This window comes from Sphingobacterium chungjuense (assembly GCF_011316935.1).
GTDB lineage: Bacteria > Bacteroidota > Bacteroidia > Sphingobacteriales > Sphingobacteriaceae > Sphingobacterium > Sphingobacterium chungjuense.
On the sequence record NZ_WLYS01000001.1, the window covers coordinates 888,594 to 915,043 of the forward strand.

At 42.2% G+C, this 26,450-nt stretch carries 20 protein-coding genes; 8 read left to right on the forward strand and 12 right to left on the reverse strand.

Annotated features, from left to right (window positions below):
• Positions 1–3: 3 nt before the first annotated feature.
• The 11 genes from GKO22_RS04055 to polA all read right to left on the reverse strand — a co-directional run bounded on the left by GKO22_RS04055 (position 4) and on the right by polA (position 13,152).
• Positions 4–645 carry an MBL fold metallo-hydrolase gene (locus tag GKO22_RS04055; protein ID WP_166332785.1) on the reverse strand — a complete coding sequence of 214 codons (642 nt, stop codon included), beginning with the start codon at positions 643–645 and terminating at the stop codon, positions 4–6.
• 42 nt (positions 646–687) lie between these two features.
• On the reverse strand, positions 688–1,539 hold the full coding sequence (locus tag GKO22_RS04060) for a zinc-dependent metalloprotease family protein (protein WP_166332786.1): 852 nt from the start codon (positions 1,537–1,539) through the stop codon (positions 688–690).
• Positions 1,540–1,631: 92 nt separating this feature from the next.
• A complete protein-coding gene (locus tag GKO22_RS04065) occupies positions 1,632–2,387 on the reverse strand; it encodes a shikimate dehydrogenase family protein (RefSeq protein ID WP_166332787.1) in 756 nt (251 codons plus the stop codon).
• A 13-nt stretch (positions 2,388–2,400) separates the two neighbouring features.
• Positions 2,401–3,804, reverse strand: coding sequence for a tetratricopeptide repeat protein (locus GKO22_RS04070; RefSeq protein ID WP_166332788.1), 1,404 nt, complete (start codon positions 3,802–3,804; stop codon positions 2,401–2,403).
• A 215-nt stretch (positions 3,805–4,019) separates the two neighbouring features.
• Entirely contained in the window at positions 4,020–5,411 is a 1,392-nt protein-coding gene (locus tag GKO22_RS04075) for an OmpA family protein (RefSeq protein WP_166332789.1), read from the reverse strand.
• Between the two features lie 220 nt (positions 5,412–5,631).
• The gene (locus GKO22_RS04080) at positions 5,632–6,642 is read right to left on the reverse strand and encodes an inorganic phosphate transporter (protein WP_116775443.1); all 1,011 of its coding nucleotides are present in this window, start codon (positions 6,640–6,642) and stop codon (positions 5,632–5,634) included.
• Positions 6,643–6,679: 37 nt separating this feature from the next.
• Complete coding sequence (locus GKO22_RS04085; RefSeq protein ID WP_166332790.1) at positions 6,680–7,327, reverse strand: DUF47 domain-containing protein; 648 nt, start codon at positions 7,325–7,327, stop codon at positions 6,680–6,682.
• Between the two features lie 67 nt (positions 7,328–7,394).
• Entirely contained in the window at positions 7,395–8,435 is a 1,041-nt protein-coding gene (locus GKO22_RS04090) for a sensor histidine kinase (protein ID WP_166332791.1), read from the reverse strand.
• A gap of 55 nt (positions 8,436–8,490) precedes the next feature.
• Entirely contained in the window at positions 8,491–9,144 is a 654-nt protein-coding gene (locus tag GKO22_RS04095; RefSeq protein ID WP_166332792.1) for a phosphatidylserine decarboxylase family protein, read from the reverse strand.
• Between the two features lie 41 nt (positions 9,145–9,185).
• Positions 9,186–10,316 (reverse strand): toxin-antitoxin system YwqK family antitoxin, encoded by a 1,131-nt coding sequence (locus tag GKO22_RS04100; protein ID WP_166332793.1) that lies wholly within the window; start codon positions 10,314–10,316, stop codon positions 9,186–9,188.
• Between the two features lie 16 nt (positions 10,317–10,332).
• Entirely contained in the window at positions 10,333–13,152 is a 2,820-nt protein-coding gene (gene polA / locus GKO22_RS04105) for a DNA polymerase I (RefSeq protein WP_166332794.1), read from the reverse strand.
• 206 nt (positions 13,153–13,358) lie between these two features.
• Between polA and rsgA the strand changes: the two genes are divergently transcribed.
• From rsgA to GKO22_RS04135, 6 genes are all read left to right on the forward strand, one after another.
• The gene (gene rsgA, locus GKO22_RS04110) at positions 13,359–14,297 is read left to right on the forward strand and encodes a ribosome small subunit-dependent GTPase A (RefSeq protein WP_166332795.1); all 939 of its coding nucleotides are present in this window, start codon (positions 13,359–13,361) and stop codon (positions 14,295–14,297) included.
• Positions 14,298–14,389: 92 nt separating this feature from the next.
• Positions 14,390–16,216, forward strand: coding sequence for an AsmA family protein (locus GKO22_RS04115; protein ID WP_166332796.1), 1,827 nt, complete (start codon positions 14,390–14,392; stop codon positions 16,214–16,216).
• Positions 16,217–16,222: 6 nt separating this feature from the next.
• Positions 16,223–16,981: a type I methionyl aminopeptidase gene (map, locus tag GKO22_RS04120; protein WP_166332797.1), complete on the forward strand. Its 759-nt coding sequence runs from the start codon at positions 16,223–16,225 to the stop codon at positions 16,979–16,981.
• Between the two features lie 26 nt (positions 16,982–17,007).
• The gene (locus GKO22_RS04125; RefSeq protein ID WP_166332798.1) at positions 17,008–18,786 is read left to right on the forward strand and encodes a TrkH family potassium uptake protein; all 1,779 of its coding nucleotides are present in this window, start codon (positions 17,008–17,010) and stop codon (positions 18,784–18,786) included.
• Positions 18,786–19,472: a potassium channel family protein gene (locus GKO22_RS04130; protein WP_166332799.1), complete on the forward strand. Its 687-nt coding sequence runs from the start codon at positions 18,786–18,788 to the stop codon at positions 19,470–19,472. The genes GKO22_RS04125 and GKO22_RS04130 overlap by 1 nt, the downstream gene beginning before the upstream one ends.
• Before the next feature lie 75 nt (positions 19,473–19,547).
• A complete protein-coding gene (locus GKO22_RS04135) occupies positions 19,548–22,037 on the forward strand; it encodes a YfhO family protein (protein ID WP_166332800.1) in 2,490 nt (829 codons plus the stop codon).
• A gap of 48 nt (positions 22,038–22,085) precedes the next feature.
• Here GKO22_RS04135 and GKO22_RS04140 read toward each other — a convergent pair whose 3' ends face one another.
• Entirely contained in the window at positions 22,086–22,697 is a 612-nt protein-coding gene (locus GKO22_RS04140; protein WP_166332801.1) for a ribonuclease HII, read from the reverse strand.
• A 144-nt stretch (positions 22,698–22,841) separates the two neighbouring features.
• Between GKO22_RS04140 and GKO22_RS04145 the strand changes: the two genes are divergently transcribed.
• Together GKO22_RS04145 and GKO22_RS04150 are read left to right on the forward strand one after the other, a co-directional pair.
• Entirely contained in the window at positions 22,842–23,582 is a 741-nt protein-coding gene (locus GKO22_RS04145; protein ID WP_166332802.1) for a DOMON domain-containing protein, read from the forward strand.
• A 16-nt stretch (positions 23,583–23,598) separates the two neighbouring features.
• Entirely contained in the window at positions 23,599–26,412 is a 2,814-nt protein-coding gene (locus tag GKO22_RS04150; protein WP_166332803.1) for a TonB-dependent receptor, read from the forward strand.
• Positions 26,413–26,450 lie beyond the last annotated feature (38 nt).

Consider the following 26,450-nt stretch of genomic DNA (forward strand, 5'->3'; position numbering starts at 1 on the left):
GGATTAACCTTGGATGAAAGGGTTTGAAGTCTTTTCAAAACCAATCGTAGTAGTTGGTCCGTGACCGGGGTAAACCGTCGTGTTATCGGGCAAGCTGTAAATACGTTCTTTAATGCTTTGTAATAGTTGACTATGATTTCCTCCGGGAAGGTCGGTGCGTCCAATACTATTGCGAAACAATACATCACCGCCGATCAAAAAATGGTGCTTAGCAGAGTAAAAACAAAGATGCGCCGGCGAATGTCCTGGCGCCAAGACTACCTCCAAAGTTTCGTCTCCAAAGTTAATGATGTCTTTGTCCGATAGAAATTGCTCGGCGATGGGTGCTGCATCGTAATTAAAACCCATTTGTGGCGCATAATTCTGCACTTCTAGCAAAACAGGGATTTCGCCTTCATGAAATTGTGCCATTAATCCAAAGTTGTCATAGACAAATTTGTTGCCCAACACATGATCCACATGGCAGTGTGTGTTCAATAGCAAAACCGGCTTAAGTCCCTTATTACTGATGAAAGATAGAAAGTGTTGTTCTTCCTGCTTATTGTGCATACCCGGATCTACGATAATACACTCATTCTGCGCATTATATAGAATGAGTGTATTCTCTTTATAAGGATTGTAAGTAAGGGTCTCAATTGCTATCATCTTCAAAAATAGCAAAATTTAGTGACGAGAAGTAGAATCTGCCTATTGTATTAATATTGAAGCCTGTGTGGACCACGATATCGCTCTTTCATCGCCAGCAGTGAAGCCATTCCAATAGAAACCACAAGTCCTACCGTTAAATACAGATGAAGGGTCGGGATTTGGTGATGAATTGTCGGTAAATGGTACTGTATAAGCTCCTACAGAACCTTCAAACTGAGGCTCTCCAAGCAATCTCCAGTTAGTGTGACGAACGCCAAAAGCATGACCCATTTCATGGGCAACAAGAAATACCAATTGCGAATGTGATAATGGGCTTATTGTGCCAGTTGTCCCACGAGTAACAGCAAGATTTATATAAACATCACCCGGATTTAGAATCCTATTGTTCACTGTCGGCCACTGTGCAAAGCCACATAAGTTAGCATCCCTTTGATTAGAATACCCAAAGAAATTTATATGCGCCTGATTAAGTGAATACACTCTTTGAAAATTTAGGTACGTAGTACCGTTGGAATTTGTCAAACTTGAGTAGCTTGCTATTGCTGCCAAAATTGCAGCTTCTTCACTTGAGTTAAAGCCTCCTAGTGCTGATTGTGGTGCGATATAATATAAAATCAGATTAGGAACACTAGCAGAGCCTGGGGGGTTTGCTATAGCTTGGCGAGGGGAGGTTTGTGATAGTTTAGATTTAAAAAGTACAATATCGTCCTCGACCCATAAAGTATCTCCTGAAACTTTCATGTTTAAGGTGTCGAAGCCCAATTTAGTTACTAATGAAGTTAAATTTTCTTCATCTCCTCCGTCATGTTTTTCTTTAAAATCCTTCTGACAGCTTGCGGAAAACAAGAGGCAGGCGACTACAGATAGCAGTGTTAAATTTTTGATGTTCATAATGTTTAGTTTTTTAATATGTTGTAAAATAGTGAAAAAACTACACCCAACCAATTAAATTACCTCGTTTGGGAATTTTTTTTATAAAAACTCTATAGAACATCCCAAATCTCCCAATTCTTATCTGCTTGTAGGATCAGCATCTCCAATCCATTTTTGGTTACGGCTCCCTTTGCTCGTCCTTGCTTTAAAAAAAGTGTCTCTTCTGGATTATAGATTAGGTCGTAGAGGTAATGATCTTTTCCAACTCCATCGTAGGGAATAGGTGGACAAGCATCTACGTTTGGAAAAGTACCTAATGGGGTGCAATTGATAATCAGACGATGTTCAGCGAGCATGTCTACTGATAGTTCCTCGTAGCTAATGGCGGAGTCAGATTTGACTCTGCTCACTAACTGAGCCGGAACATTGAGTTTTTTTAGCACGAACAAAACGGCTTTGGCCGCGCCACCATTGCCCAATACCAATGCTTTGTTGTGCTTGTCGGGATTCCAATATTTTTTTAAAGATTCCTCAAATCCATATGCATCCGTGTTGTATCCGACCAGCTTCTTTTCGCCCGAAGGAAGATGATTGATTGTGATGCAGTTTACGGCACCAATTTCTCTAGCTTCCTCCGATAATTCCTGCAAGTACGGCATCACTGCCTGTTTGTACGGAATGGTCACATTACAGCCAACAAAATCAGTATTTTCGTCCGTATAGAGGGTCGGAAAATCTTCGATTTTGGGAATAGGGTATAAATCATAGTCTATTCCCACAATATGTTCCTTTTCCATCTTCTCCACATAATACTTCTTGGAGAAAGAATGCCCCAGAGGATAGCCGATCAGGCCAAGCTTCTTCATATTTGATAGGATCTTATCCGGTGTATTTCTTGATTAGTTCTAAAATGATTTGGTTGCCTTCCAATTGCGGCAGATACTCGAATATGACGTACGCTTTATCAGGGTCTTTAGTTAAAGCAATATCTAAAAAGTTCAGCGCTTCATTCAAATTTCCATTCGCGATAAGATAAGCCACAGTACGGTAATACAACAGCGCTTCATCCGGATTGCACTTAATTCCTTCGGCCATAGATTCAATGGCTGCTTCCAGTTTACCTTGCTCAAATAAGAGCGAAGAATAGTCTAACCAAGCCTCTGCATCGGTGGGATTCAGTTCTACCACGCGCGAATAAGCATATTCCGATTCTTCGATCTGATGCAGTTTGTAGCGCGCATCAGCAATTGCAAACCAGATATCTGGGTTTTCTTCGTCTATTTCTAACGCTTTCTTGTAATAGTATAGCGATTCGAAATAGCGACCTTCCGAATCCAGCGTTACACCAATCCCAAACCAAGCATCCGCATGTAGCGTATCCAGTTTCACGGATTTTTCGTAATACTCGCGGGCTTTGGTCATTTTGTCCAGCTTCTCGTAGCATTCACCAATGGCACAGAAGGTTTCGGCACGCGGACTTTCGAATTCAAATGTATGTTTAAAGACTTCAATCGCTTCACGGTAACGTTCCAAATTAATTAAAGCATTGCCCTTGTCCAGATAAGCTGGAGAAAAATTCTCTTGTATTAAGATCGCGTAATCGTACGCATCAATAGCCTCTTCAAATTTACCTAAATGATGGAAGGCATTCCCCAAATTGTACCACGCCACGAAAGAATAAGGGTCACTATCGATGTATTTTTGATAAAAGGATATACTCTCTTCCAATCGATCTAAACGATCATAACATTCAGCAATCGCGTATAGCGCATCAGAATTTTCATTATTGAGACTCAACGTCTTTTTGAAAAACTGAATCGCTTTAGATAGATCATTGTTAGATTGATGCATCTGTCCGATCTGAAAATAGATATCGTCCTTAGAATCGCTAAGTTCTAGTGCACGGTAAAAGTTTTCCTCTGCTCTGGCAGAATCCCCATACGAGGCAAAAACAGCACCTTTGATCAAGTAAATTTCCGATTCGGAAGGTTCTAATAGTTCTGCTTTTTCCAATGCTTCTAACGCAAGCGAAAGCTGTTGCATACTAAGTAGCAATTGCGCTTTCCGAATAAAGAAATTGGTCTCGAAAGGATGTTGGTTCAGGGCAAACTCAGCGACTTGCAATGCTTTTACAGGATCGTTTTTCCCGATATAATATTCAATGATTCCTTCAAAGGCAATCGTGTCAAAGAAGTACTGATCTTCATTGCGAAGCATTTCCTCATATCGATCCACTGAGTGCTTCTGTTCTTCGGGTGATCCAAAGTCAAAATTTTCTTCCATAGTACAGTATCTCCTAATGGTTGACAAGCAACGTTAATCCGTTGCGTTGAAATGAAGATAAACGTTTTCGGGCTCAAATTATCCCGATTGTTTTCCACATTTACACATTAGACTGTAAACGAGTTACATTGTTTAATGTCGGAAATCATAGAAAACAGAAAAGCCGACTCGTAAGAGTCGGCTTTCTTATGTTGATAATCAACGCTAGGCGTTAATTATTTTTTGATCTCAACACGACGGTTTTGAACGCGACCAGCTTCAGTATCGTTAGACGCTACTGGGTTAGACTCGCCTTTACCTTCTGCAGTGATTTTAGCAGCAGCAACACCAGCGTTAACTAGGTATTGACGAACCGCGTTAGCACGGTCTTTAGAAAGGTTCATGTTGTAAGCTTCGTTACCTTCAGCAGACGCATAACCATCTAATTTTACAGATCCGTTAGTATCACGTAGTTCTTTCGCTAATCTATCAAGAGTAGAGTAAGATTCAGTTTTCAATACAGAGCTATCAAATTCGAATTGAATTGGAGCTGCGTAAGAACCTGTAGCTACGTTGTTAACAACTTGTGGCTCTGGGAATTTGATTGGACATCCAGCACCATCTACTTGAGTTCCAGCAGGAGTGTTAGGACATTTGTCAAATTTATCAGATACACCGTCACCATCAGAGTCTTTACTCAATTGATCAACAGTACCTTCTAAAGTAGATACGCGTTGTTTCAAAGCTTCAACTTCGTTTCTCAATGTGTTGTCTTTCAACTCATCGTAAAGAGCAGCAACTGGGTTAGCAAAAGTCAAGTTTTCTTTGTCACGGGATCCTAGAGTGAACTCTAAACCACCAGTAACTTGAGAGAATTTTCCTTTGTAATCAGCACGAGCTGGTCCATAGAATCTGTTATCATCTGTGAAGTTCATGGTGTAACCTAAGTTCAAGGCAACCACTTCAGATAATTTGAATTTCGCACCAACACCTACTGGAATAAAACCAGACAATTTGTTTTTGCGATCTCCTGTAGAAGTTCTGTCTCCGAAGATTTCAGTACCCCAGTTTCCTTCGTTACTGAAAGAAGCTCCAGAAAAATCATTGTTAGCATATTGTACTGGGTTTGAAGCCAATACTCCCATACCTACTTTGGCAAAGAAGTTAACAGCATTTTCTCTGCGCATGAAATCAATAGTACCCAATTGGAATACCGCGTTCAAACTACCAGACCAGTCAACATTAACTTCAGTAGAAGTTGCTCCACCTGGTAACCACTCACGGCTCTCAATTGCAGGGCCAGAAGCATCAGCATTGAAAGTTTTGATACGACCACGGTTACCTTCCAATTCCAAACCGAATAGGTGAGAGAATTGTTTACGGATAGTCAAACCATAGTACTCACCAACACTGTTTTGGAAGTAACCTACCTTTTGACCGAAAGCGTTAGATCCGCCAGTCAAAACGCTAGGTGCAGTGATACCACCGTGAACACCGATAGACCAAGTTCTGTATTGAGATCTTCCACCGAATACAGTTGGTTGTTGAGCCTGAGCAACTTCAGCAAAACCGAAAGCGGCTACTAAAGAAGCTGCAACAGCTGTTTTTTTAATTGTAGAATAGTTCATACTCTTGTTTTTAAGGTTATTGAATTTTTAATTGTTTCTAATTAATCCCAATTGAACATCTCTCTTACAAGAACGATGCCAAAAATTATTTTAGCATCGGTGAATTTGTAAAATTCTATCCTATGGGTATTGTGCCGTAAAAATACGTTAATACAAACGAGCTTTCCAAATTTTAAAAGAAAAATTTCTTCTAAATGGAGCAAATATTTTTTTTGACTGTCTAAACAATATAGTGGATGATCGCAAATGTGATTCCACCCAATACGGCACTAACTGGAATAGTTAAGACCCAAGCCCATAAAAGACTGATCGTAACGCCCCAGCGAACCGCAGAAACGCGTTTTACCACGCCAACACCAATGATCGCACCTGTGATGGTATGTGTGGTAGAAGCAGGAATACCGAAATGCTCTGTAATACCCAAAGTCAATGCACCAGCACTTTCCGCACTAACGCCTTCTAAAGGTGTTACTTTCGTAATTTTCGTACCCATGGTCTTTACGATCTTCCATCCGCCACTCATCGTACCAGCAGCAATAGCCACATAACAAGATAATGGCACCCATTCTGGCATCGCCTCAAAGTTTGGAATAACCTGTTGAGCGATCAGAGCCGTAGCGATAATACCCATGACCTTTTGTGCATCATTACCACCATGTGCAAAGCTCAAGGCGCCAGAAGATATTAATTGAAATATCTTGAACCATTTCTCTGCCACGGCGGGACGAGATTTTCTAGCCAAATTGATAATGATCAAAGTAATGATGATGGAAATCGTCATACCGATAACGGGCGCTAATACAATGAAAGAAATAATCTTCGCAGTAGCACCTAAGTTTACAGCGTCTAAAGGATTAGCTCCTTGAATCAGCGCGTACGCCATACCTGAACCGGCGAAGCCGCCAATTAATGTGTGCGATGAGCTGGAAGGAATACCATAATACCAAGTAAATAGATTCCAAGAAATGGCGGCTACCAAACCAGCGAAAATCACTTCAAGTGTAATGTATTCCTCTAATACTGTTTTCGCAATGGTATTGGCTACCTTATGATCTGTAAAGTAAAAATAGGCGGCAAAATTAAATAGCGCTGCCCATAGTACCGCTACGAAAGGTGTCAACACTTTCGTGGAAACAATGGTTGCGATGGAGTTCGCCGCATCATGAAATCCGTTGATATAATCAAACGCGATGGCTAATATGACAACAACGACAAGTAATGTAGTAATCATGTACTATTTGTTTTCTTTGTAAAGTACGCTGTGCTAATTACGCGTTTTTAACTAATATGCTCTCCAATACGTTGGATACATCCTCACATTTGTCTGTGGCTGTTTCCATAGAAGACAAGATTTCTTTATGCTTTATAAGGATGATCGCATCTTTTTCGAATTCGAATAACTCAGCCACTGCCTTTTCGAAAATGTAATCTGCTTTGTTTTCTACACTATTAATACGTACACAAGAATCGGTGATGTTGCGTACGTTTTTGATGTCTTTCAGTTCGTAAACTGCCTTGGCCACATGCTCCGTCGCTTCGATCAGCAATTCTGCTAATTCTTTCATCGCCTGCGTAGGATTTTCTACTTTGTACAAATCCATGCGGTTAGATGCACCATGGATATAATCTGCCACATCATCCAGTGAGCTCGCTAAAGAGTGAATATCTTCGCGATCAAATGGAGTAATGAAGTTTTTGCCCAATTCTAAATGGATTTGGTGTGTGATATCATCACCACGATGTTCCAGATCTTCTATTTTTTTCGTTAATGTTTTGCGTAGTTGACTGTCAGTCGTGTTAACAGATTCATTGAGAACCTTAGCCATTTCGATCAGGTTAGAGCCTGCTTGCTCGAAAAGAGGAAAGAATTTTTTGTCCTTAGGAACGAAAAAATTGAAGATATTACCTAATGCCATATGATGTGATGTTTAAGCCTACAAAAGTATGTAGCTAATGTTAAGTTAATGTTAAGTTTACTTGTTTTTATCCGTTGGTCAATTTAGCCTTTTGCAGTGTAAATGAAAAGGTTGTCCCAATTCCTTCGGTACTGCGTACGTGTACACTTTGCTGATGTGCCTCTACAATGTGTTTTACAATGGATAGGCCTAATCCAGAACCACCGATATCACGCGACCTACTCTTGTCTGTACGGTAAAAGCGCTCAAACACGCGGGAGAGATTTTTTTCTTCAATACCTTGGCCATTGTCGGTCACTTCTACTAATATTTGTTCAAAAAGTGGACTTGTCTTAATAGTTGTCTTTCCGCCGCGGTTTCCGTATTTGATGGAGTTTTCTACCAAGTTGATTAAAACTTGCTGGATTTTCTTCTTGTCGGCCTTTACAAAGATCTGCTGTGTGGATTTGTTGGCCATCTTTAGAGTTATGTCGCTGCTTTTTGACTTATCTTCCAAATATTCGATGGTGTCGTTGATGAGGTCATTAATATCGAAGCGTTCAATATTGAGTACTACGGCTCCAGACTCTAATTTGGCAATTTCATCCAGATCATTAATGAGATAACTTAGTCGATCAATATTACGGGATGCCTTTGCTAGGAAACTCAAAGCCATGTCGGGATCTTCTTCCATCATGCCATCCTGCAAGGTTTCGATATATCCTTGCACTGCAAAAAGGGGCGTTTTAAATTCGTGTAAAGTGTTAGAGAGAAATTCTTTTCTAAATTTCGCTTGCTCTTTTAATCGGCCGATTTCCGACATTTTTTGGTTGGCCCAAGCCGAAACTTCTTGCTCGGCTTCGGCAATGGGATTTTCTGGGCGGTACGGACCTAAGGCTTCCTTCAGATCTTTACCCAGCTTGAGGTTGGTAATCAGTTTGTACAGATTGTGGATTCGATCATTAATCGATTTCTCCAGTACTGCGCTGATAATCAGGTAGCTTGCTGCAAATACGACAGCGGCTATGGTTGCGGGGCGCTTCCATTCTGGCATGAAATACAACAAGATACCCAAAATAACACCTGCAAAAGAGAGTGAGACAAAGAAGGATATCTGTCTAAAGGTCATACGGATTTTTTGAGTTTATAAAACTCAAATATACAAATGCTTTATTAAGGAATTGTTAAAGGCGGGCTAAAGTCGTTTTGCCGCCAACGACCTTATCGCCAATTTTGACATCAACCTGCGTGCCAATAGGCAAGAAAAGATCTACCCGGGATCCAAATTTGATGAAACCAAACTCGGCTCCTTGCTCTACTTGATCGCCTTCGTTCACATACCAAACAATTCTGCGCGCTAGCGCTCCAGCAATTTGTCTGAACAATACTTCTACACCATTCTCTTGCTTTACAACGATGGTCGTACGCTCGTTATCCGAAGAGGATTTCGGATGCCACGCGACCAAAAATTTGCCGGGATGGTATTTGAAAAAAGACACCAATCCAGAGATAGGGCTTCTGTTGATATGTACGTTTACTGGCGACATAAAGATAGAAACCTGCAAACGTCTGTCTTTAAAATATTCGTTTTCCTCGGTTTCCTCAATAACCACCACCTTGCCATCTGCCGGACACAGGATGGTATTAGCTTCCTGTGTAATCTTGCGAGTCGGACTACGAAAGAATTGTAGAATAGTAAGGGTTAGAAATGCAGATAATAGGTAGAAGAACCATTTAACATACGTATTAGCATCGTAATAGTTGGCTACGGCATTCACAATAAAACAAAAGAGAATGACTAAAGCTAAACTGGTGTATCCTTCTTTATGAAATTTCATGTCGATATCTGATTAATACCCGCAAAAGTAATCTTTTTGTCTTATTTATTGTGCTCCAATTTTCGTTCAATACGATTCGTCTGAAATTGTAGGCTACTATCTGCTGCTGTAGACATGGTGCCGTACACGGTGATCGTATCATCTATATACTCTCCAAGTTTAAAGGAAGGCACATAATATGGGATGGATTCGATTACTTTTCTAAAGCTGTCATTAATTTCGTCGGGTAGTGGTTTCACAATCTTGATACCACGTGGAGTGCCATCTTTACGCAAACGAACCTCAAAGGCGAAATCTGTAGTTGTCGGGTTTTCCAATTGCACTAATTGGAAAGAATTGCGTAGATATTCCGCAAGGTAGACGGTAAATCCGGTAAAGTCATCGTACGTGCATTGCTTGAACAGCAAAGTTTCTGCCCGATAGAAATTATCGTAAGGCAAAATTCCATACGTCGGCGTCGTATACTCCGCATCTTTAAAGGCATCATAGCCACGTATCAATACACCATCACGATAATATTCCTCAGCCGCAAATTCTTTTTGTTTTGCTTCTGGATTTTCAAAGTGTATCGTCCATGCCCCATTTGGCAAGCCATCTTTGATGCGGCCGCTCATCGAATAAAAACCAAATCCATATTCGGAAAATCCGTCTATTGGATTGAGGAATTCATACCGCCCATCACCTAACTTCACGCCCAACTTTCCTCGACGATCCCATTGCGATACGATGCGTGTGGTGGAATCAGAAAATGAGACGCTGAGATACGGTTTTCCGTCGGGATAAAAATAGTTCCAAAAACCTTCTGGCTGGTTGTCTTTGAATGTTACTTCCCATTTTATCTGCCGATTAGGATGATACGCGATAAAAGATCCATTTTTTGCGCCTTGCGTGTATGAACCTGTCAATAAAAGCGTTCCATCTACCGTATAATCAGCAAATTTTCCATCAAATTTATTCGTCGAGCGATCGAACCCTGCGTGTCTTTCAATCGATTTAAATTCACAGTTTTTATCGACCAAAAAGTAGTTTTGGTCATAAAAGAAATGAACTTCATCGGCATTGATCCGTTCGAAAAAGACATTGTTGATCGAATCCTGTGCTGTCGCTGTAGACAACATCAACAAGAACGATAAGCAGTATAAAAATAAGGTAAGTGTGTTCTTCTTTTTCATGTTTAAAATTGAAATGCTAATGTGCTTCCAACCAGTTGCTTCCTTCGCCAATCTCGACTTCCAAAGGAACCTCCATATTTATAGCAGTCTTCATGCGATGGCTGATGATGTCTTTAAATGCGTCTACTTCTGACTTCGGCACATCAAACACCAACTCATCATGCACCTGCATGATCATCTTTCCTTTTAAGCCTTTTTCCATAATATCCTGATGGATGTGGATCATCGCTACTTTAATCATATCGGCGGCAGAGCCCTGAATAGGCGCATTGATGGCGTTGCGTTCCGCGAAACCACGCACGGTCATATTAGCCGAATTGATATCTCGTAAATAACGTCTGCGTTTCAGAATTGTTTCTACGTAACCTTTTTCCTTCGCTGTTTCTATGGTCTGAGACATGTAGTTGCGAATGCCGCTGTATTGCGCAAAATATTGATCAATGATCTCAGCCGCTTCTTTTCTGGAAATCTTCAAGTTTTGCGAAAGGCCAAAGGCGGATTGGCCATAAATTATTCCAAAATTCACCGCTTTTGCATTACGACGTTGGTCAGAAGTCACCTCATCTAGTGCGATACCATAAACGCGTGCTGCTGTGGCTCGGTGAATATCTTGGTTTTTCTGAAAAGCTTCCATCATGTTTTTATCCTTACTTAGCTCAGCCATTAGGCGCAGCTCGATCTGTGAATAATCGGCCGATAAAATCACATGATCCGCATCTCGCGGAATGAAAGCCTTGCGCACTTCGCGGCCGCGCTCGGTACGAATAGGAATATTTTGCAAGTTGGGATTTGTGGAACTCAAGCGTCCTGTAGCCGCTACTGCTTGGTTGTAAGAAGTATGAATCAGGCCAGTTTCCCCATTGATCAATGTCGGCAAAGCATCTACATAGGTAGATTTTAGCTTTTGCATCTGTCGAAAGTCCAAGATATCTTGTACAATATCCGATTTGTCGGCCAAGGCTAGCAATACATCTTCACCCGTTTTATATTGGCCGGTCTTTGTTTTCTTGGCTTTTGGATCCAGTTGCAATTTGTCGAACAGTACTTCTCCGAGCTGTTTTGGGGAAGCAATGTTGAACGTTACACCTGCTTTTTCGTAGATGGAAGCTTCCAATTTGGCTACATCCTTTTCTAAGCCTTTCGAAATGGTTTTTAAAGTGTCGACATCGATCTTCACGCCATTTTGCTCAATGGAGGATAGCACATACACCAACGGAAATTCTACTTCATGCGCTAGTTTCTCTGTGGCACTATCTTGTAATAGGGGTTCAAAAATGGCCTTGAGTTGCAGTGTGATATCAGCATCCTCACTGGCGTATTCTTTTATTTTCTCGATCTCTACATCGCGCATGGATCCTTGCTTCTTGCCTTTCGCACCAATGAGTTCGGTGATAGATACTGGCGTGTAGCTCAAATACGTTTCGGCAAGCACATCCATGCCGTGGCGTGTATCTGGATCGATGAGATAATGTGCCAACATCGTATCAAACAATTCTCCGCGAAGTTGTACACCGTATCGTGAAAGCACCAAAATATCATATTTAATGTTTTGGCCGATCTTTCCAATCGTTGGATCTTCTAGTAAAGTTTTAAATGGTGCAATGATCTTTAGTGCCTCTTCGCGATCAGCCGGTGTAGGCACATAATAGGCAATGCCTTTTTCTAGTGCGAATGACATCCCCACGATCTCCGCAGAAAGCGCATCGAGACCAGTCGTCTCTGTGTCAAAAGCAAATTCCTTGCTTTTGACCAACAGCTGGACTAATTCTGCCTGTTTTTCCGGAGTATCCGCCAAATGATACGTGTGCGCTATGGTATTAATGCTATGCTCGGCTACAGTCGGTTCGGATCCTGCTGCTGGCATATCTGGAAAACCAGATTTGTCTGCGCTAAAGAGATCCATCTGCCCATTAGATTTTTTGCTATCGGCATCGGTAATGGTGAAATCTTCCCCAAATACGCGCTTTCCTAACGTTCTAAATTCAAGCTCGGTAAAGAGTGGTTCCAACAATTCCTTGTTCGGAGCCGTGTATAGTAATGCTGCTTCATCTAATTCCGTTGGCACATCCAGTAAAATGGTTGCCAATTTTTTAGAGACCAAACCTTGCTCTGCGAAATTTTCGACATTCTCTTTCTGTTTCCCTTTGAGCTTATCGGTGTTTGCAATTAGACCTTCAATGCTGCCATACTCCTGAATCAATTTTTTGGCAGTTTTTTCGCCAATTCCTGGTATTCCCGGAATATTATCCACCGCATCACCCCATAGACCCAAAATGTCGATTACCTGCAAAGGATCGGTGATTTCCCATTTCTCCAGAATCTCAGGTACACCGAGCACCTCGGCGCCATTGCCCATGCGAGCAGGTTTATAGATAAAAATATTATCAGAGACCAGTTGACCAAAATCCTTATCTGGCGTCATGCAGTACACCGTAAATCCGCTTTGCTCTGCACGCTTAGCCAGTGTACCGATGATATCATCGGCTTCGTAGCCATCTTTGGTAATGATAGGAATATCAAAACCTTCAATCAGGCGAAAAATATAGGGAATGGAAGCTGCTAAATCTTCGGGCATCTTCTCTCGCTGTGCTTTGTATGCTTCAAAATCCAAATGGCGCTGCGTTGGCGCATCCGTATCAAACACGACAGCAATATGCGAAGGTTGTTGATTCTTCAATACTTCCAATAACGTATTGGTAAACCCCATGATCGCCCCTGTGTTCAAACCGTACGAAGTAAGGCGTGGCACTTTATTTAACGCAAAATAAGCACGGTATATTAAGGCCATGCCATCCAGAAGAAACAGTTTTTTATCGCTATTATTTGAGGAGCTCATACTAGATTTTTTAAAAATTCGAAGCGTAGCAAATATACTTTTTATTTTATTAGAAGTATGGCTAGAGGAGGATAATTGGCCTATTCGAATTGCTACATATCCGTCGTGTAGTATCGGATATTTGCCGCTAAGAGCATCTTTCTTACATCGCTTTTCGTAGCTTTGTAGCGGTATGCATGATAAAGAATAACGTAGTATAAAGCGCAATGACAAATCGAGGAATATTAAAAGGTCTGGTAACCAAGTCGACTGGAAGTTGGTATCAGGTGCTCGGTGAAGATAATCAGCGCTACGAATGTCGGATCAAAGGAAAATTTCGTATCAAAGGCATCAAGACCACCAATCCGATTGCTGTGGGCGACCGTGTCACGATCGAACCGGAACAAGAAGAGGGTTTTGCAGTCATTACCACACTCGAACCGCGAAAGAATTATATTATTCGTCGTTCGATCAACCTCTCCAAACAAACTCAGATTATCGGAGCCAATTTAGATCAAGCTTTGCTAGTAGTTACGCTGGCTTCTCCGCCAACTTCTATGGGTTTCATTGATCGGTTTTTGGTTACGGCCGAAGCCTATAGCATTCCCGCTGTTTTGGTGTTCAATAAATTGGATCTTTTTAGTGACGAGGGATTGGAGATTCTTCACGAATACCAATCCGTTTATACCAAAATTGGTTACACCTGTTTAGAAGTTTCTGCATTAGAAGGTACGAATCTTACTTCCTTGCACGAAGTGTTACAAGACAAGATAACCTTGGTTTCAGGCCATTCAGGCGTGGGCAAATCGACCTTAATCAACGCATTGATTCCTGATATCAGTTTAAAAACTGGGCAGATATCCTCTTGGTCCGACAAGGGAAAGCATACTACTACATTTGCCGAGATGCTCGATTTGCCTTTTGGCGGCAGCTTAATTGATACTCCAGGTATTCGTGAGTTGGGTGTGGTAGATATTGAACCACAGGAGCTTTCGCATTTCTTCCCAGAAATGCGTGCGCTGATGAATCAATGCCGATTCAACAATTGCAGACATATTAATGAGCCCGGCTGTGCCGTAATGGAGGCCGTAGAACAGGAAGAAATCGACCTATCACGTTATGAAAGTTACTTGAGTATTTATCATAACGAAGATTCTCGGCATTAACCCGCTGTAAGATAAATCTATACCTCAAAAACATCGGTTCACTTTCTTTGTTAAGGAGAATACTTAGTAGTAATTTTGATCAAATACAATTTATGAAACCTATTTGGAAGTGGATCATTGGTATAGTCAGTGCGATACTAGTGATTATATTGGGCGCAGCTTGGTATCTCAGCAACAATTACAAACCGATCTTAGAAGATAAACTCAAAGAAATCATTGCTGAATCGTCGGATGGTCTTTACAGTTTGCAGTATGATGCGTTGGATCTCAGTGTAGCGCTCGGAAATGTGACGTTGAAAAATGCGGTATTAATCCCCGATAGCGCCGTGTACGAACAGCTGGTGGCAGCTGAAAAAGCGCCAAACAATCGTTTTCATATTGCTTTAGATGAGCTGAAAATTCGCCGTTTCGGTGTGATGAACCTCTTGCTTAACAAAAAGTTGAGCATCAGCTCTATTGAATTGGCAACGCCTAAAGTGCATATGATTAGTCAGCCGCATGCCTACAATGATACAGTGAAAAATGAGCAGCCGAAAACACTTTACGAGCAGATCAAAGACGATCTTTCCGCCATTGCGGTCGATAAAATCGATTTTACCAATGTAAAATTTACACATACAAAAATTGCAGACGGAAAGCGATCGACGATGGAGCTGGATAGCGTGCAGTTGCATATTAGAGACGTCTTGATTGATGAACATTCCGAACAGGATTCTACGAGATTGTTTTATACCAAGTTAGTAGATTTATCCTTGCCGGGCTTTGAGTATGATTTGCCAGACGGTTTTCACCGTGCAAAATTCGATCATCTAAAATTCAATACCCAAAAACGCAGCTTATTGGTGAGCAAAGTTTCATTCGCTCCGCGAATGAGTAAAAGTGAATTCTTTAGAAAAAAAGGAAAGAAAACCACGATGGCGATCATGAAAGTAGATAGCCTGAGCTTCGAAGGTTTGGATATTGCGCGCTTAATTGACGATCAGAAAATTTATGCGCAAGAAGCACGGCTTAAAGATGGCTCGGTATCACTGTATATGGATCTTCGGTATCCATCGACGCCCAAATCACACATCGGGAACTCGCCACATCAGCAAATCATGAAACTCAAGCAGTCAATTCATATAGATACGGTGTACATCAATAATATCGACGTGCTGTACGGTGAGACCAGCAAAAAGTATAACCAAGAAGGTATTATCACGTTTAACAACGCAACGGGTATCATCACGAATGTGACCAACGATACGGTTGCTTTGCAAAAAGATAAATTTATGCGTGCCGATCTTCGGGCGAAGATTATGAATTCGGGCAATTTACATGCTATCTTTGGCTTTGATATGTTGAGCAAGAATGGCGCGCATACCTACAAAGGTAGCTTGGGCGCGATGAAAGCCACGGCATTCAATCGCATTATCAAGCCGTTGGTGAATGTAGAAATCAGCTCGGGCAATATTCGAAAAGTGAGCTTTAACATGGCCGGTACAGATTATCGGAATTGGGGCGATTTTCGGTTTGATTACGATGACCTGAAGATTAAGATTTTGGGCAGCAAGGATGAAGAAGGCAAGCGCTCTAGCAAAGGCATTTTATCCTTCTTGGTGAATCAGATTATTATCAACGATAGTAATCCAGATGCGAATGAAGTGTACCACAAAGGAACTGTGGAGTATAAAAGAGATCCTACGCATTCGTTCTGGAAAACGTTGTGGCAAAGTTTGCTGGATGGTATCAAACAGACGGCCGGAATTAGTGCCGAGCGTGAGGCTAAACTAACGCAGGCCGGACGCAAATCGCAAGAAGCTGCAACGGGAGTAAAAGGCGCGGCGCAAAGAACCGGGGGATTTATCAAAGGCTTGTTCAGTAAAAAGGACAAGGAAGACGCTGACAAAAAAGAAGAAAAAAAGAAAAAATCAAAATAGCAATCTATGTCGATAACGAATGAGCAAGAGCTGAATGGGATGAAAAAGATTAGCGAAGTGGTCGCGCTAACCTTGAAAGAGATGATCGCTTTTGCAGCGCCAGGAATGTCTACCAAGACGTTAGATAATTATGGTAGAGATATTCTCGAATCTTATGGCGCAGCATCTGCCCCTTTCAAAACCTATGGTTTTCCCGGCTGGACTTGCATCAGCGTAGACAAAGAATTTTGTCACGGCATCCCGTCCGATCAGCGTATTCTGCAAGAAGGACAGTTGATTAATATTGATGTGTCGGCCGAGTTGAATGGTTTTTGGTCCGACAACGGGAGCTCGTTTGTGGTAGGGAATATTGCATCGGAACATGATAATTTATTGCAAGCATCTCGCGAAATACTACACGAAGCTATTGCACAAATTAGCGGTGGAGTACGTATTTCGGATGTGGGCGAGCTGATGGAGAAATCGGCAAAACGCCGAGGATACCGCGTGATTAAAAATCTGACGGGACATGGTGTCGGTCGAAGTTTGCATGAAGCGCCACATGAGATCGCTAATTTTCGCGACCGCTTCAACAGAGAGCGATTTAAGAAAAATACGACTGTAGCGATCGAAACATTTATCTCTACCGATTCTTCGGAAGCAGTGACATTGAAAGATGGTTGGACGATGGTGGGCAACAAAGGGGGGTATATGGCACAGCATGAACATACCATCTTGGTAACCGGAGGAAAACCCGTGATTCTGACATCGAGTAACGGCGTGTAACGTGTAGCTCTGCTCGGGAAATACCTATGTCTGAACTACTACACTACATTGTCAGGTATAAGGCACAGACTTTAGATAAAATCCAGTTTTATCTAAGCTTGTCTTGCACGGCGATTATCTTATTACATATTGGTTTTATTCGAGATCTTTTCTGGGCGAATATGCTTGGGCGGTCAGCGATTGTGCTATTCTATGGCCTGTTTTTTCTAGAAATCATTCGACTTATTGCCAGTGTATTCGTACTAAAAAAAATCAATGCAACGCACTTTTCGAGTATCTTTCTGAGTGTTTACATGCTCTTTGTGATTTTTGTGCGGCATGTTGGCTGGTCAGGTGAAGTGGATTTTGCGAGAGACGAATGGGCTTTTCTTGGCGTCGCCCTCGTTTTCTTAACACAATTGTCTAAGAATAGCCTTTTTCTAGACAAGTTATATTTCAATCCCACCATACTTTTCGTCATCAGTTTCTTAGCACTCATTTTATTGGGTACGGTGTTGCTGATGCTTCCGCGTACATCTGTTGGCGCGCCACTGGCATTTATAGATGCCTTTTTTATGTCGACGAGCGCGGTATGTATTACGGGTCTGCAGGTCACGAATATTGCTACGCAGTTTTCCTTCTTCGGCCAGTTTGTGATCTTGTTGTTGATCCAAATCGGTGGTCTTGGCATCATGACTTTTACCGGCTTTTTTGGTTATTTCTTCTCGGGTGGTTTTTCATTTAAAAATCAATTGATGTTTGGCGAGGTGCTAGGCGAGAGTAAGTTGAATGAGGTAATCAGAACATTGCTAATGATTATTTTTATCACATTTTTATTAGAGGCGATCGGTGCATTCATGCTATTCTTTTCGATAGATGCTGCGCAAATTCCAGACGTAGGCTACCGGATATTTTTTGCGGCTTTTCATGCTGTTTCTGGATTTTGTAATTCGGGATTTACCCTGATGGAAGGGGGTATGGCAGGCAATGTATTCCGGTTCAACTATCCTTTTCAATTGGCGCTGTCGAGTATGTTTATCTGCGGAACACTGGGCTTCGGAGTTATTCACAACTTTTATACCTATGGAAAGAAAACGGTCACTACTGGCATCGACCGAATTATCAGACGTCGCCGTGTCGTGCACAAAGCACACAATTTTTCTTTCGCACATAAGTTCGTGGTGTATTGCAATGTTATTGTGATCTTGTTGGCTACGATCTCGTTTTTCGCATTAGAGTATCAGCGTTCGTTGGCGGCAGACGAAAGCCTTTGGGGAAAGATGACTACCGCATTTTTTATGGCGAACTCTGCTCGAACCGCTGGGTTCGAAACGATCGGAGTCAGTTTGTTGTCTATGCCAACCTTGATTATGTCGGTGACATTGATGTGGATTGGATCGTCGCCGGGATCTACGGGAGGCGGTGTGAAGGTCACTACTATTGCGGTAGCTTTACTCAATGTCGTGTCGCTCGCGCGTGGTAAAGAATCCATTGAGGTTTTTGGGAGGCGGATATTGCCCGAGTCGGTGAGTAAAGCTTTTGCCATTATATTGCTCTCCATACTTTCTATTTTGCTTTGCTTTATTTTTCTGAATGTCACGGATGGTGATCTAGATACGACCGCATTATTGTTTGAATCCATTTCGGCATACACTACCTCAGGTCTGAGTTTGGGCATTACAGCCGAGCTGAGCTCTGCGGGCAAACTGGTCGTCATGACCACGATGTTTGTAGGTCGTGTCGGTATGTTGACACTTTTGGTGGCATTTATCAAAGACTCGTCTAAGAAGAATTATATTTACCCATCAGAAAAGCTGTTATTTTAATGAAGTACATCGTATTAGGACTCGGACATTTTGGAAGATCATTGGCCATACGGCTCACCGAGATGGGGCATGAAGTGATTGGCGTAGACGTAAAGCTGACTTTGGTAGAGCAATTTAAAGATCAGATTACGCATACGGTGTGTCTGGATACCACGGATCGCGAATCGGTAAGATCATTGCCGCTCAAAGATAGTGATGCGGTAATTGTAGGCATTGGAGAAGATGGTGGCGCTTCTATATTAACAACGGCTTTGCTCAAGCAACTCCAGGTAAAACGCATCATCGGGCGAGTAATTTCTGATCTGCAGAAAACAGTATTAGAGGCGATGGATATTGCCGAATACGTGATGCCAGAGGAAGAAGCTGCAACGCGGTTGGCGATGCGCTTAGACAATATAGATATTGTCGATTCGTTTCAGGTGTCTGACAAGTACAGCATTATCGAAACTAAAGTGCCAGCGAAATATGTCGGTTTATCCTTGCAAGAAGCAAATCTGACGAATGTATATAAAGTCATTGTACTCACTACACTACGCGATCAAGTCGGCACCGCGCTCAGTCAAAACCGGCTCAAACGCGAAGCGACCGGTATCGCCAAATCGGATACAATCTTACAAGAAGGCGATGTGTTGGTCTTGTTTGGAGAAATGGCGGATATTATGCGCCTGATTCGTAAAGGGGAATAGCAGGAAATACTTCCTTGTATTTTAAAATATTTATATATTTTTGACCCTTAATCGATATTTAATCCAAAAGCGCGCATGAAAAATTGGTTTAAGGAGAATGCCTCCCACCTCACAATTATAGCGATACTCGTATTACTCGTCTTTTTTTATTTCACCCCGGTTTGGCAGGGCAAAACATTAGCTCAGTCGGATGTGGTGCAAGCGGCCGGTGGCCAAAAAGAGATGTTTGACTTCAAGGCAAAAGATGGGAAAGCACCCTTGTGGACGAATTCCATGTTTGGCGGTATGCCTGTTTACCAAATCTGGTTAGGACATGAAGCCAACGTGACCACGTATATTTCTAAAGCGCTGCGCGCGGTATTTCCTCCACCAGCGGATATTTTATTGCTGTATCTTTTGGGCGGATATCTATTGTTTAGTGTACTCCGGCTCAAACCTTGGTTAGCCGCGGTCGGCGCTGTCGCATTGGCCTTCTCGTCGTACAATATGATTTATATTGAGGCAGGGCACATGAACAAGGCTTATGCCATCGCTTACATCGCGCCGATTATCGCATCTATCATTTTGTGTTATCGCGGTTCATGGCTATGGGGCGGCTCTTTGTTAGCGCTTTTCATGGCGTTGGAGATTCGCACCAATCACATACAGGTTACCTATTACCTTTTCATCAGTTTATTGGTGTTAGTCGGTTTTGAGGTCTATTACGCTATTCGCGACAAAAAGCTCAAGCAATTTGGTCAATCCACTGCGGTGCAATTGGGTGCCGTGCTTGTTGCTGTTCTTGTGAATGCGACCGTATTATTCCCAACCTATGAATATAGCCAGCTGACTACACGCGGCAAAGCCAACCTGACCAGTACAGAAAACGGTGGCGGCGCAGAATCTGGTCTTACCAAAGAATATGCTTACGGTTGGTCTCAAGGTGTGGGTGAGAATATTACTTTCTTGATTCCAAATGCCTATGGTGGTCGTTCGGGTGGTGTGTTGGATAAAAATTCCAACGTCGCCAAGTTCGTTAAAGGCCTGAATGTGCCAGAAGCACAAGCAGAGCAGTTTGCGCAATCTATGCCTACCTATTGGGGCGAAAAGATGTTTACTTCCGGACCTTGGTATTTCGGTGCCGGTGTGATATTCCTTTTCATTTTAGGAATCGTCATCGTTAAAAACAGATATAAATGGTGGTTGGTATCTGCTACAGGCCTAACCATTTTCTTGGCTTTTGGAAAGCATTTGCCGTTCATTTCGGATCTGTTCTTCGATTATTTCCCGATGTACAACAAGTTCCGCGCGGTAGAATCTATTTTGGTTATCCCATCGGTTTTGATTCCCATTTTGGCTATTCTGGCCTTAGATCAAATCATCAGCCGTGCGGCAGAGGTCAAGAATCTGGATAAAAAACTATTGTATACAGGTGGTGGAGTAGCAGCACTTTGTTTGCTGATCGCTTTAATGCCAGATCTTTTCTTGAGTTTCCGCTCTTCTACGCACCAGCAATTGATCACCTCATACCAGCAGCAAGTGGGCGATGCGGCCATGGGCAATGAAATAGTCAATGCTTTATTGAAAGATCGTGCAGCCATTGCTAGTGCAGATGCATGGCGTTCTTTAATTATCGTGCTGATTACTTTTGGAGCGGTTTGGTTCTATATCAAGAAAAAAGCTACGCTCCCAATTATGCTAGCGGTGGTCGGCTTGGTTACATTGGCTGATTTGTGGACGGTAAACAAACGTTATTTAAATGATGAATCCTTTAATAGCCCAGCAGCTTTACAGGATCATATGCCGAAGCGCGAAGTAGACGATCTGATTTTGATGGATAAAGATCCATCATACCGTGTATTTGATTTGACGACCAGTCCATTCCAAGATGCACGCCAGTCCTATTACCACAAAAGCTTAGGCGGCTACCACGCAGCAAAGCTGATGCGTTTTCAAGAAGTGTTGGAGCATCAGTTTGATGGCGCCATCAACGAAGATGTATTGGATATGTTCAATGTACGGTATGTCATTACGCGAGATCCGAAAAACAATTCGGAACGTATCCAAAGACGTAGTTCTGCAGCTGGAAATGCTTGGTTTGTCGACAAGATTACTTTTGTAAAAGATAATAATGAGGAGATGAATGCTTTGGATAGTTTCGATCCGCGCAAAGAAGCATTTGTCAACAAAGAATTTGAGGACAAATTAAAAGCAACACAACTGGGTAATAGTGCTAACGCACAAATCAATTTAGTTTCTTACCACCCAGATACCATGCGTTATGAATATACAGCACCACGCGATGCATTCGCTGTGTTCTCCGAAGTGTATTACGAGAAAGGTTGGAAAGCATACGTAGATGGTGAAGAAGTGCCGATTATTCGTGCCGATTATATCTTACGCGCATTACAGCTTCCTGGAGGAAACCACGAGGTGGAATTTATTTTCGCGCCGCAATCTATGAAGACCAGTACGATATTATCTACGATATTCTCTATTGTACTAATATTGGGCATCGGCGTTGCGCTATTCTTGCATTACCGCAGGAAAAACCAAGCGCCCAAAGTGGTGGCGAATCACAAATAAAAATTATTTCACCACCTTTTAGGTGTGGAAAGTATAAGCATAAAACCTTTAGAATAATCGAAGCTGCGGATCGGTTACTCTAAAGGTTTTTCTATGATGTGGTGTCAACCCGAGCTCTAGAATAGCGTTACGATGTTTGATGGTCGGGTAACCTTTATTGCTCAACCAGTCATATTCTGGATGTTCTACAGCGATGTTGTGCATATATTCGTCGCGGTAGGTTTTGGCCAAGATCGATGCTGCGGCAATAGATAAATATTTGCCATCGCCTTTTATGATGCAAGAATACGGCAGTGTTTGATAGGGAACAAACCTATTCCCATCTACGATAATGTACTCCGCAGGAGTTTCGAGCATGTCCAACGCACGATGCATTGCTAGATAAGAAGCCTGATGTATATTTATTCGATCAATTTCTTCGGCAGAAACAGATGCCACGGCAAAGTCCAGCGCTTCGCGCTCTATTACCGCGCGCAAGGCATGGCGTTTCTTCGCCGATAGCTTTTTCGAATCATTGAGAATCGGATTATAATAATCCAAGGGAAAGACCACGGCGGCGGCAAATACGGGTCCAGCTAAACAACCTCGCCCAGCCTCGTCACAACCGGCTTCGCGTAAATCATTTTGATAAAAAGAGCGTAGGGGAACAACTTCTTGCATAACGATACGAATTTAAGAATAATTGTAACTTATGTGTGATAAAACCTCATTTACACTTATTTACATTCCGAATGATTTCTTTTGTCAAAGATTTGTTTTTCTAGTTGCGTATTTTAGCGCTTCCAAAAAATAAATTAACTTAGCATGAAGAGATTAATTACCACTTATATACTATTCTTTCTTGTTTGCGCAACTTTTGCTCAGGCCAAAAAGTCGGACGTGAAGTTCGTTTCGGGTATTAAAGTGGTCATAGATGGACAATTAGAAGATTGGGGCACGCAATGGAATACTGTGGGAGATAAAGAGCCGCTCTGGACTTATGCTATCGGCTATGATAATCAGTATCTTTTCGTTGCGGTTAAGGTGATTGATCCAGCTTTACAATTAGAAGCAGCAGCGCACGGCATATCAGTCATGATAAACAAAGACGGTAAGAAAAATGATGGTATGCAGTTCATATTTCCGATACCAGATGCAGAGACGATTCGATCTATGTTGGAAGTGGGCGATTTCTCCGCGACACATGTTAAGAAAGAATTGATTGCGCGATCACGTGGGTATAGTGTTAAGGATTTTCCCAAAATAGTAGATGGTTTGCTGTCATTGAATAATGCGTATGGTTTGCAAGCTATCGCGAAAGTGGATGCAGCCGATCATTTGGTCTACGAATCGGCCATTCCATTAGCACAACTAGGATTGCCTGCTGCTGCCACAACACCAGTTGCTGTAGAAATAGCCATTCAAAATAGATGGAATAACCGACTAACAGCTCAAGCTCACAAACAGCAGAAACCATCCGCACAACAACAAACAAGCGCGCGCATAAAATCGCCCTACAAAGGTAGAACTGCGGTGTGGGTTATAGATAAGCTCCCTTTACAATAAGATTAAGTACACAAAAATGAAAATTTTCAATTTCCTCTACATCGGCATTCTCGCTCTCATGAGCCAATTCGCTTACGCCCAAACGGGCAAAACCGTACAGGGTATGCTACGCGATACAGAAGCAAGACCCATCTCGGGTGCCACAGTCAAGCTTGTATCCGCTCAAGATTCTATGGTGATGACCTCAAGTCCTGCCGGGATTTATAACTTCGACTTGATCAAAGCAGATCGATTTAAGATTACGGTCAGCAGTCTTGGTTTTGAAACCTATTCCAAAGATTTTGAATTTCCTGCGGGACAGCAAAAGATGTTCATCCCTAGCTTCGTGTTAGATGTCAATTCGAACTTGATAGAAGAGGTCGTGATATCTGGCGTGTTGACCGTGCAAGTGAAAGGAGATACGGTAGAGTATTCTGCTCAGGGCTTGAAATTACGGGAAGGCGCGGTAGCAGAAGATGCCTTGAAAAGATTACAAGGCGTAGAGGTAGACAAGGATGGAAACGTGACCGCGCAAGGCGAAGCAGTAACACGCGTGCGCATCAACGGAAAAGATTTCTTTGGTGGAGATGTGAAAACAGCTACTCAAAATCTTCCCGCTAACATTATTGATAAAATTCAAATTGTAGACGATTACGGTGATATGGCCAACCTTACTGGTAACCGCACTGGAGACTCAGAAAAGGTATTGAATATACAGATCGACCCAAAATACAATAGCGGCTGGATGACAACCTTGCGGGCAGCCGGTGGCACAGAAGACAGATTCCAGACCACCGCCATGGTGATGGGCATGACCGACAAAACGCAAGTTTCCGTTTTAGGAAATTTAAATAACTTAAATGCGTCTATGTTTGACTTTCAAACGATGGGCGGCGGTGCACGTAATCGGCAAGGTGGCGGAGGCAGACCCGGTGGCGGTCAGTTTGGGAATAATCGAGATGGGATTACAGAAACCAGTGCAATCGGTGTAAATATAAGACACGACTTCAATGACAAGTTAAAAATTTACGGTAGTTATTCCTTTGAGCGGAATGACAATAATACCTTCTCTAACGTATTTAGAGAATACATTGGTCTTGATCAGACAGAGGAAGAAAATGCGGATAATAATACGGTGATCGCAAATCATCGTTTTGAAACAAACATTGAATGGAGAATAAGTGATAAAGATTATATCAAACTGACGCCGCAATTTGGTTTCAATGATAACTCAACAAATAATAGTGCTACATCCACTTTGTTCAGAAGTTCACTGATAGATAACAACCAATTGTTGACCACGCTATCCAATTCTACTGCACCACGCTATAATTTAAGTGGTTTGTACAATAGAAGAATGAATGATCGGGGGCGCAATTTATTTATCAACTTTAATCTAGATAACTCGGTGACAGAACGCGATCTCAACGAAGCATTGGAACGCCAAGTTTTTGATCCAAATAATCAGCAGACTCCGGTTAGCGAAATCTATCAACGCGTACTGCAAGAAGTGGAAAATAAAAGCAGAAATGCAGGAACATCAATATCCTACACCGAGCCATTGACCGATAAAAGTAAGATCGAAGTAACGTACGATTACAATATTAGTGATTATGATAATACCGATAGACAGCGAGCGCTAGATCGAGTGGATAGTCCAATTGATGGATTGCCAGGCTCGAATTATAGTTATAACTATGATTATTCTTTCACGACACATCGTGCGGGTGCGAGCTATATGTTTGAAAATGATAAAATCAAATACTCCATCGGTGCGGCAGTACAACCATCGTTGTTACGTGGCGATGCATTCAGTGCCAATGATGAGGCAGTGATCAATCGGACGAATCTGAATTTTGTGCCGATTGCACGCTTCGAGTACAAGTTTTCAAAACAGTCTAACTTATCCATGAGCTATTCGGGCAGAGCTACCGAGCCAACCGTGACGCAGATTTTGCCATTCGAAGTAACTCGTAATCTCATGTCAACAACCGGTAACCCGAATCTAGATCCAGAGTTTCGTCATCAAATGCAATTCCGTTTCCGCGCGGGCGATGTGACCAAAGGGAAAAACTTCTTCGCCGTATTGCGTGCCGAGTTGATCAACGATCGTGTCGTCACGATGAATAAGCGCTTCGCGAGACCTGGACAAGGTATGTTCCAATTTGTAGATTATATGAATGAAAGAGACCCTATCTTTAATATCAGTTCATTTTATATGTTTGGTAGATCCTTGAAAGATAAGACGTACAATATCACGTACATGGGCGGATTGTCTTTCAATAAAAATGTTTCTTATTTAGCTACAGATTCATTGGCTACGCTCGACGAGTATCGTAGAAATGTGGCTAACAACATTGTTCTGATGCAAAACCTATTCTTACGATACACGCCTTCAGAGCGCGTAGAGATTAATCCAGGTGTGCGCTTCACGTACAACATTGCCAACGCCTCCTTGCCAGAGTTTGACGCTCCAAACATTACAACAGTTGCGCCTACTTTGATCGGTTCTGTCAACCTAACGAAGAGTACGATTTTTGGTGCTGACCTGTCCAAATCCTTCAACAGAGGTTATGCAAACAATGTCAATCCTTTTATTATCAACAGCTACATCGAGCAGCGTTTTCTAAAAGGCGACAGAGGTGCGTTACGTCTGCAAGGATTTGATTTGCTCAACCAACAAGTTGCTTTAAACCGTACCATCGGGGAAATTCGTGCTGATACGCAAACGAATCGTCTGGCTCGATATTTCTTGCTATCATTCACCTATCGCTTCCAGAAATTTGCCTTGGGCACACCAAGTGGTCCACAGAGTGACCTGCCATTCGACAAGCCACGCCCACGGATGTAAGGCGGTAGCGCTAATTTTATTTATAATCGTACCTTTGC

Excerpts from the sequence above, each read along its gene's own strand:
- GKO22_RS04055 (WP_166332785.1), bottom strand. The coding sequence starts at position 645 with ATGATAGCAATTGAGACCCTTACTTACAATCCTTATAAAGAGAATACA.
- GKO22_RS04060 (WP_166332786.1), bottom strand. The coding sequence starts at position 1,539 with ATGAACATCAAAAATTTAACACTGCTATCTGTAGTCGCCTGCCTCTTG.
- GKO22_RS04065 (WP_166332787.1), bottom strand. The coding sequence starts at position 2,387 with ATGAAGAAGCTTGGCCTGATCGGCTATCCTCTGGGGCATTCTTTCTCC.
- GKO22_RS04070 (WP_166332788.1), bottom strand. The coding sequence starts at position 3,804 with ATGGAAGAAAATTTTGACTTTGGATCACCCGAAGAACAGAAGCACTCA.
- GKO22_RS04075 (WP_166332789.1), bottom strand. The coding sequence starts at position 5,411 with ATGAACTATTCTACAATTAAAAAAACAGCTGTTGCAGCTTCTTTAGTA.
- GKO22_RS04080 (WP_116775443.1), bottom strand. The coding sequence starts at position 6,642 with ATGATTACTACATTACTTGTCGTTGTTGTCATATTAGCCATCGCGTTT.
- GKO22_RS04085 (WP_166332790.1), bottom strand. The coding sequence starts at position 7,327 with ATGGCATTAGGTAATATCTTCAATTTTTTCGTTCCTAAGGACAAAAAA.
- GKO22_RS04090 (WP_166332791.1), bottom strand. The coding sequence starts at position 8,435 with ATGACCTTTAGACAGATATCCTTCTTTGTCTCACTCTCTTTTGCAGGT.
- GKO22_RS04095 (WP_166332792.1), bottom strand. The coding sequence starts at position 9,144 with ATGAAATTTCATAAAGAAGGATACACCAGTTTAGCTTTAGTCATTCTC.
- GKO22_RS04100 (WP_166332793.1), bottom strand. The coding sequence starts at position 10,316 with ATGAAAAAGAAGAACACACTTACCTTATTTTTATACTGCTTATCGTTC.
- polA (WP_166332794.1), bottom strand. The coding sequence starts at position 13,152 with ATGAGCTCCTCAAATAATAGCGATAAAAAACTGTTTCTTCTGGATGGC.
- rsgA (WP_166332795.1), top strand. The coding sequence starts at position 13,359 with ATGACAAATCGAGGAATATTAAAAGGTCTGGTAACCAAGTCGACTGGA.
- GKO22_RS04115 (WP_166332796.1), top strand. The coding sequence starts at position 14,390 with ATGAAACCTATTTGGAAGTGGATCATTGGTATAGTCAGTGCGATACTA.
- map (WP_166332797.1), top strand. The coding sequence starts at position 16,223 with ATGTCGATAACGAATGAGCAAGAGCTGAATGGGATGAAAAAGATTAGC.
- GKO22_RS04125 (WP_166332798.1), top strand. The coding sequence starts at position 17,008 with ATGTCTGAACTACTACACTACATTGTCAGGTATAAGGCACAGACTTTA.
- GKO22_RS04130 (WP_166332799.1), top strand. The coding sequence starts at position 18,786 with ATGAAGTACATCGTATTAGGACTCGGACATTTTGGAAGATCATTGGCC.
- GKO22_RS04135 (WP_166332800.1), top strand. The coding sequence starts at position 19,548 with ATGAAAAATTGGTTTAAGGAGAATGCCTCCCACCTCACAATTATAGCG.
- GKO22_RS04140 (WP_166332801.1), bottom strand. The coding sequence starts at position 22,697 with ATGCAAGAAGTTGTTCCCCTACGCTCTTTTTATCAAAATGATTTACGC.
- GKO22_RS04145 (WP_166332802.1), top strand. The coding sequence starts at position 22,842 with ATGAAGAGATTAATTACCACTTATATACTATTCTTTCTTGTTTGCGCA.
- GKO22_RS04150 (WP_166332803.1), top strand. The coding sequence starts at position 23,599 with ATGAAAATTTTCAATTTCCTCTACATCGGCATTCTCGCTCTCATGAGC.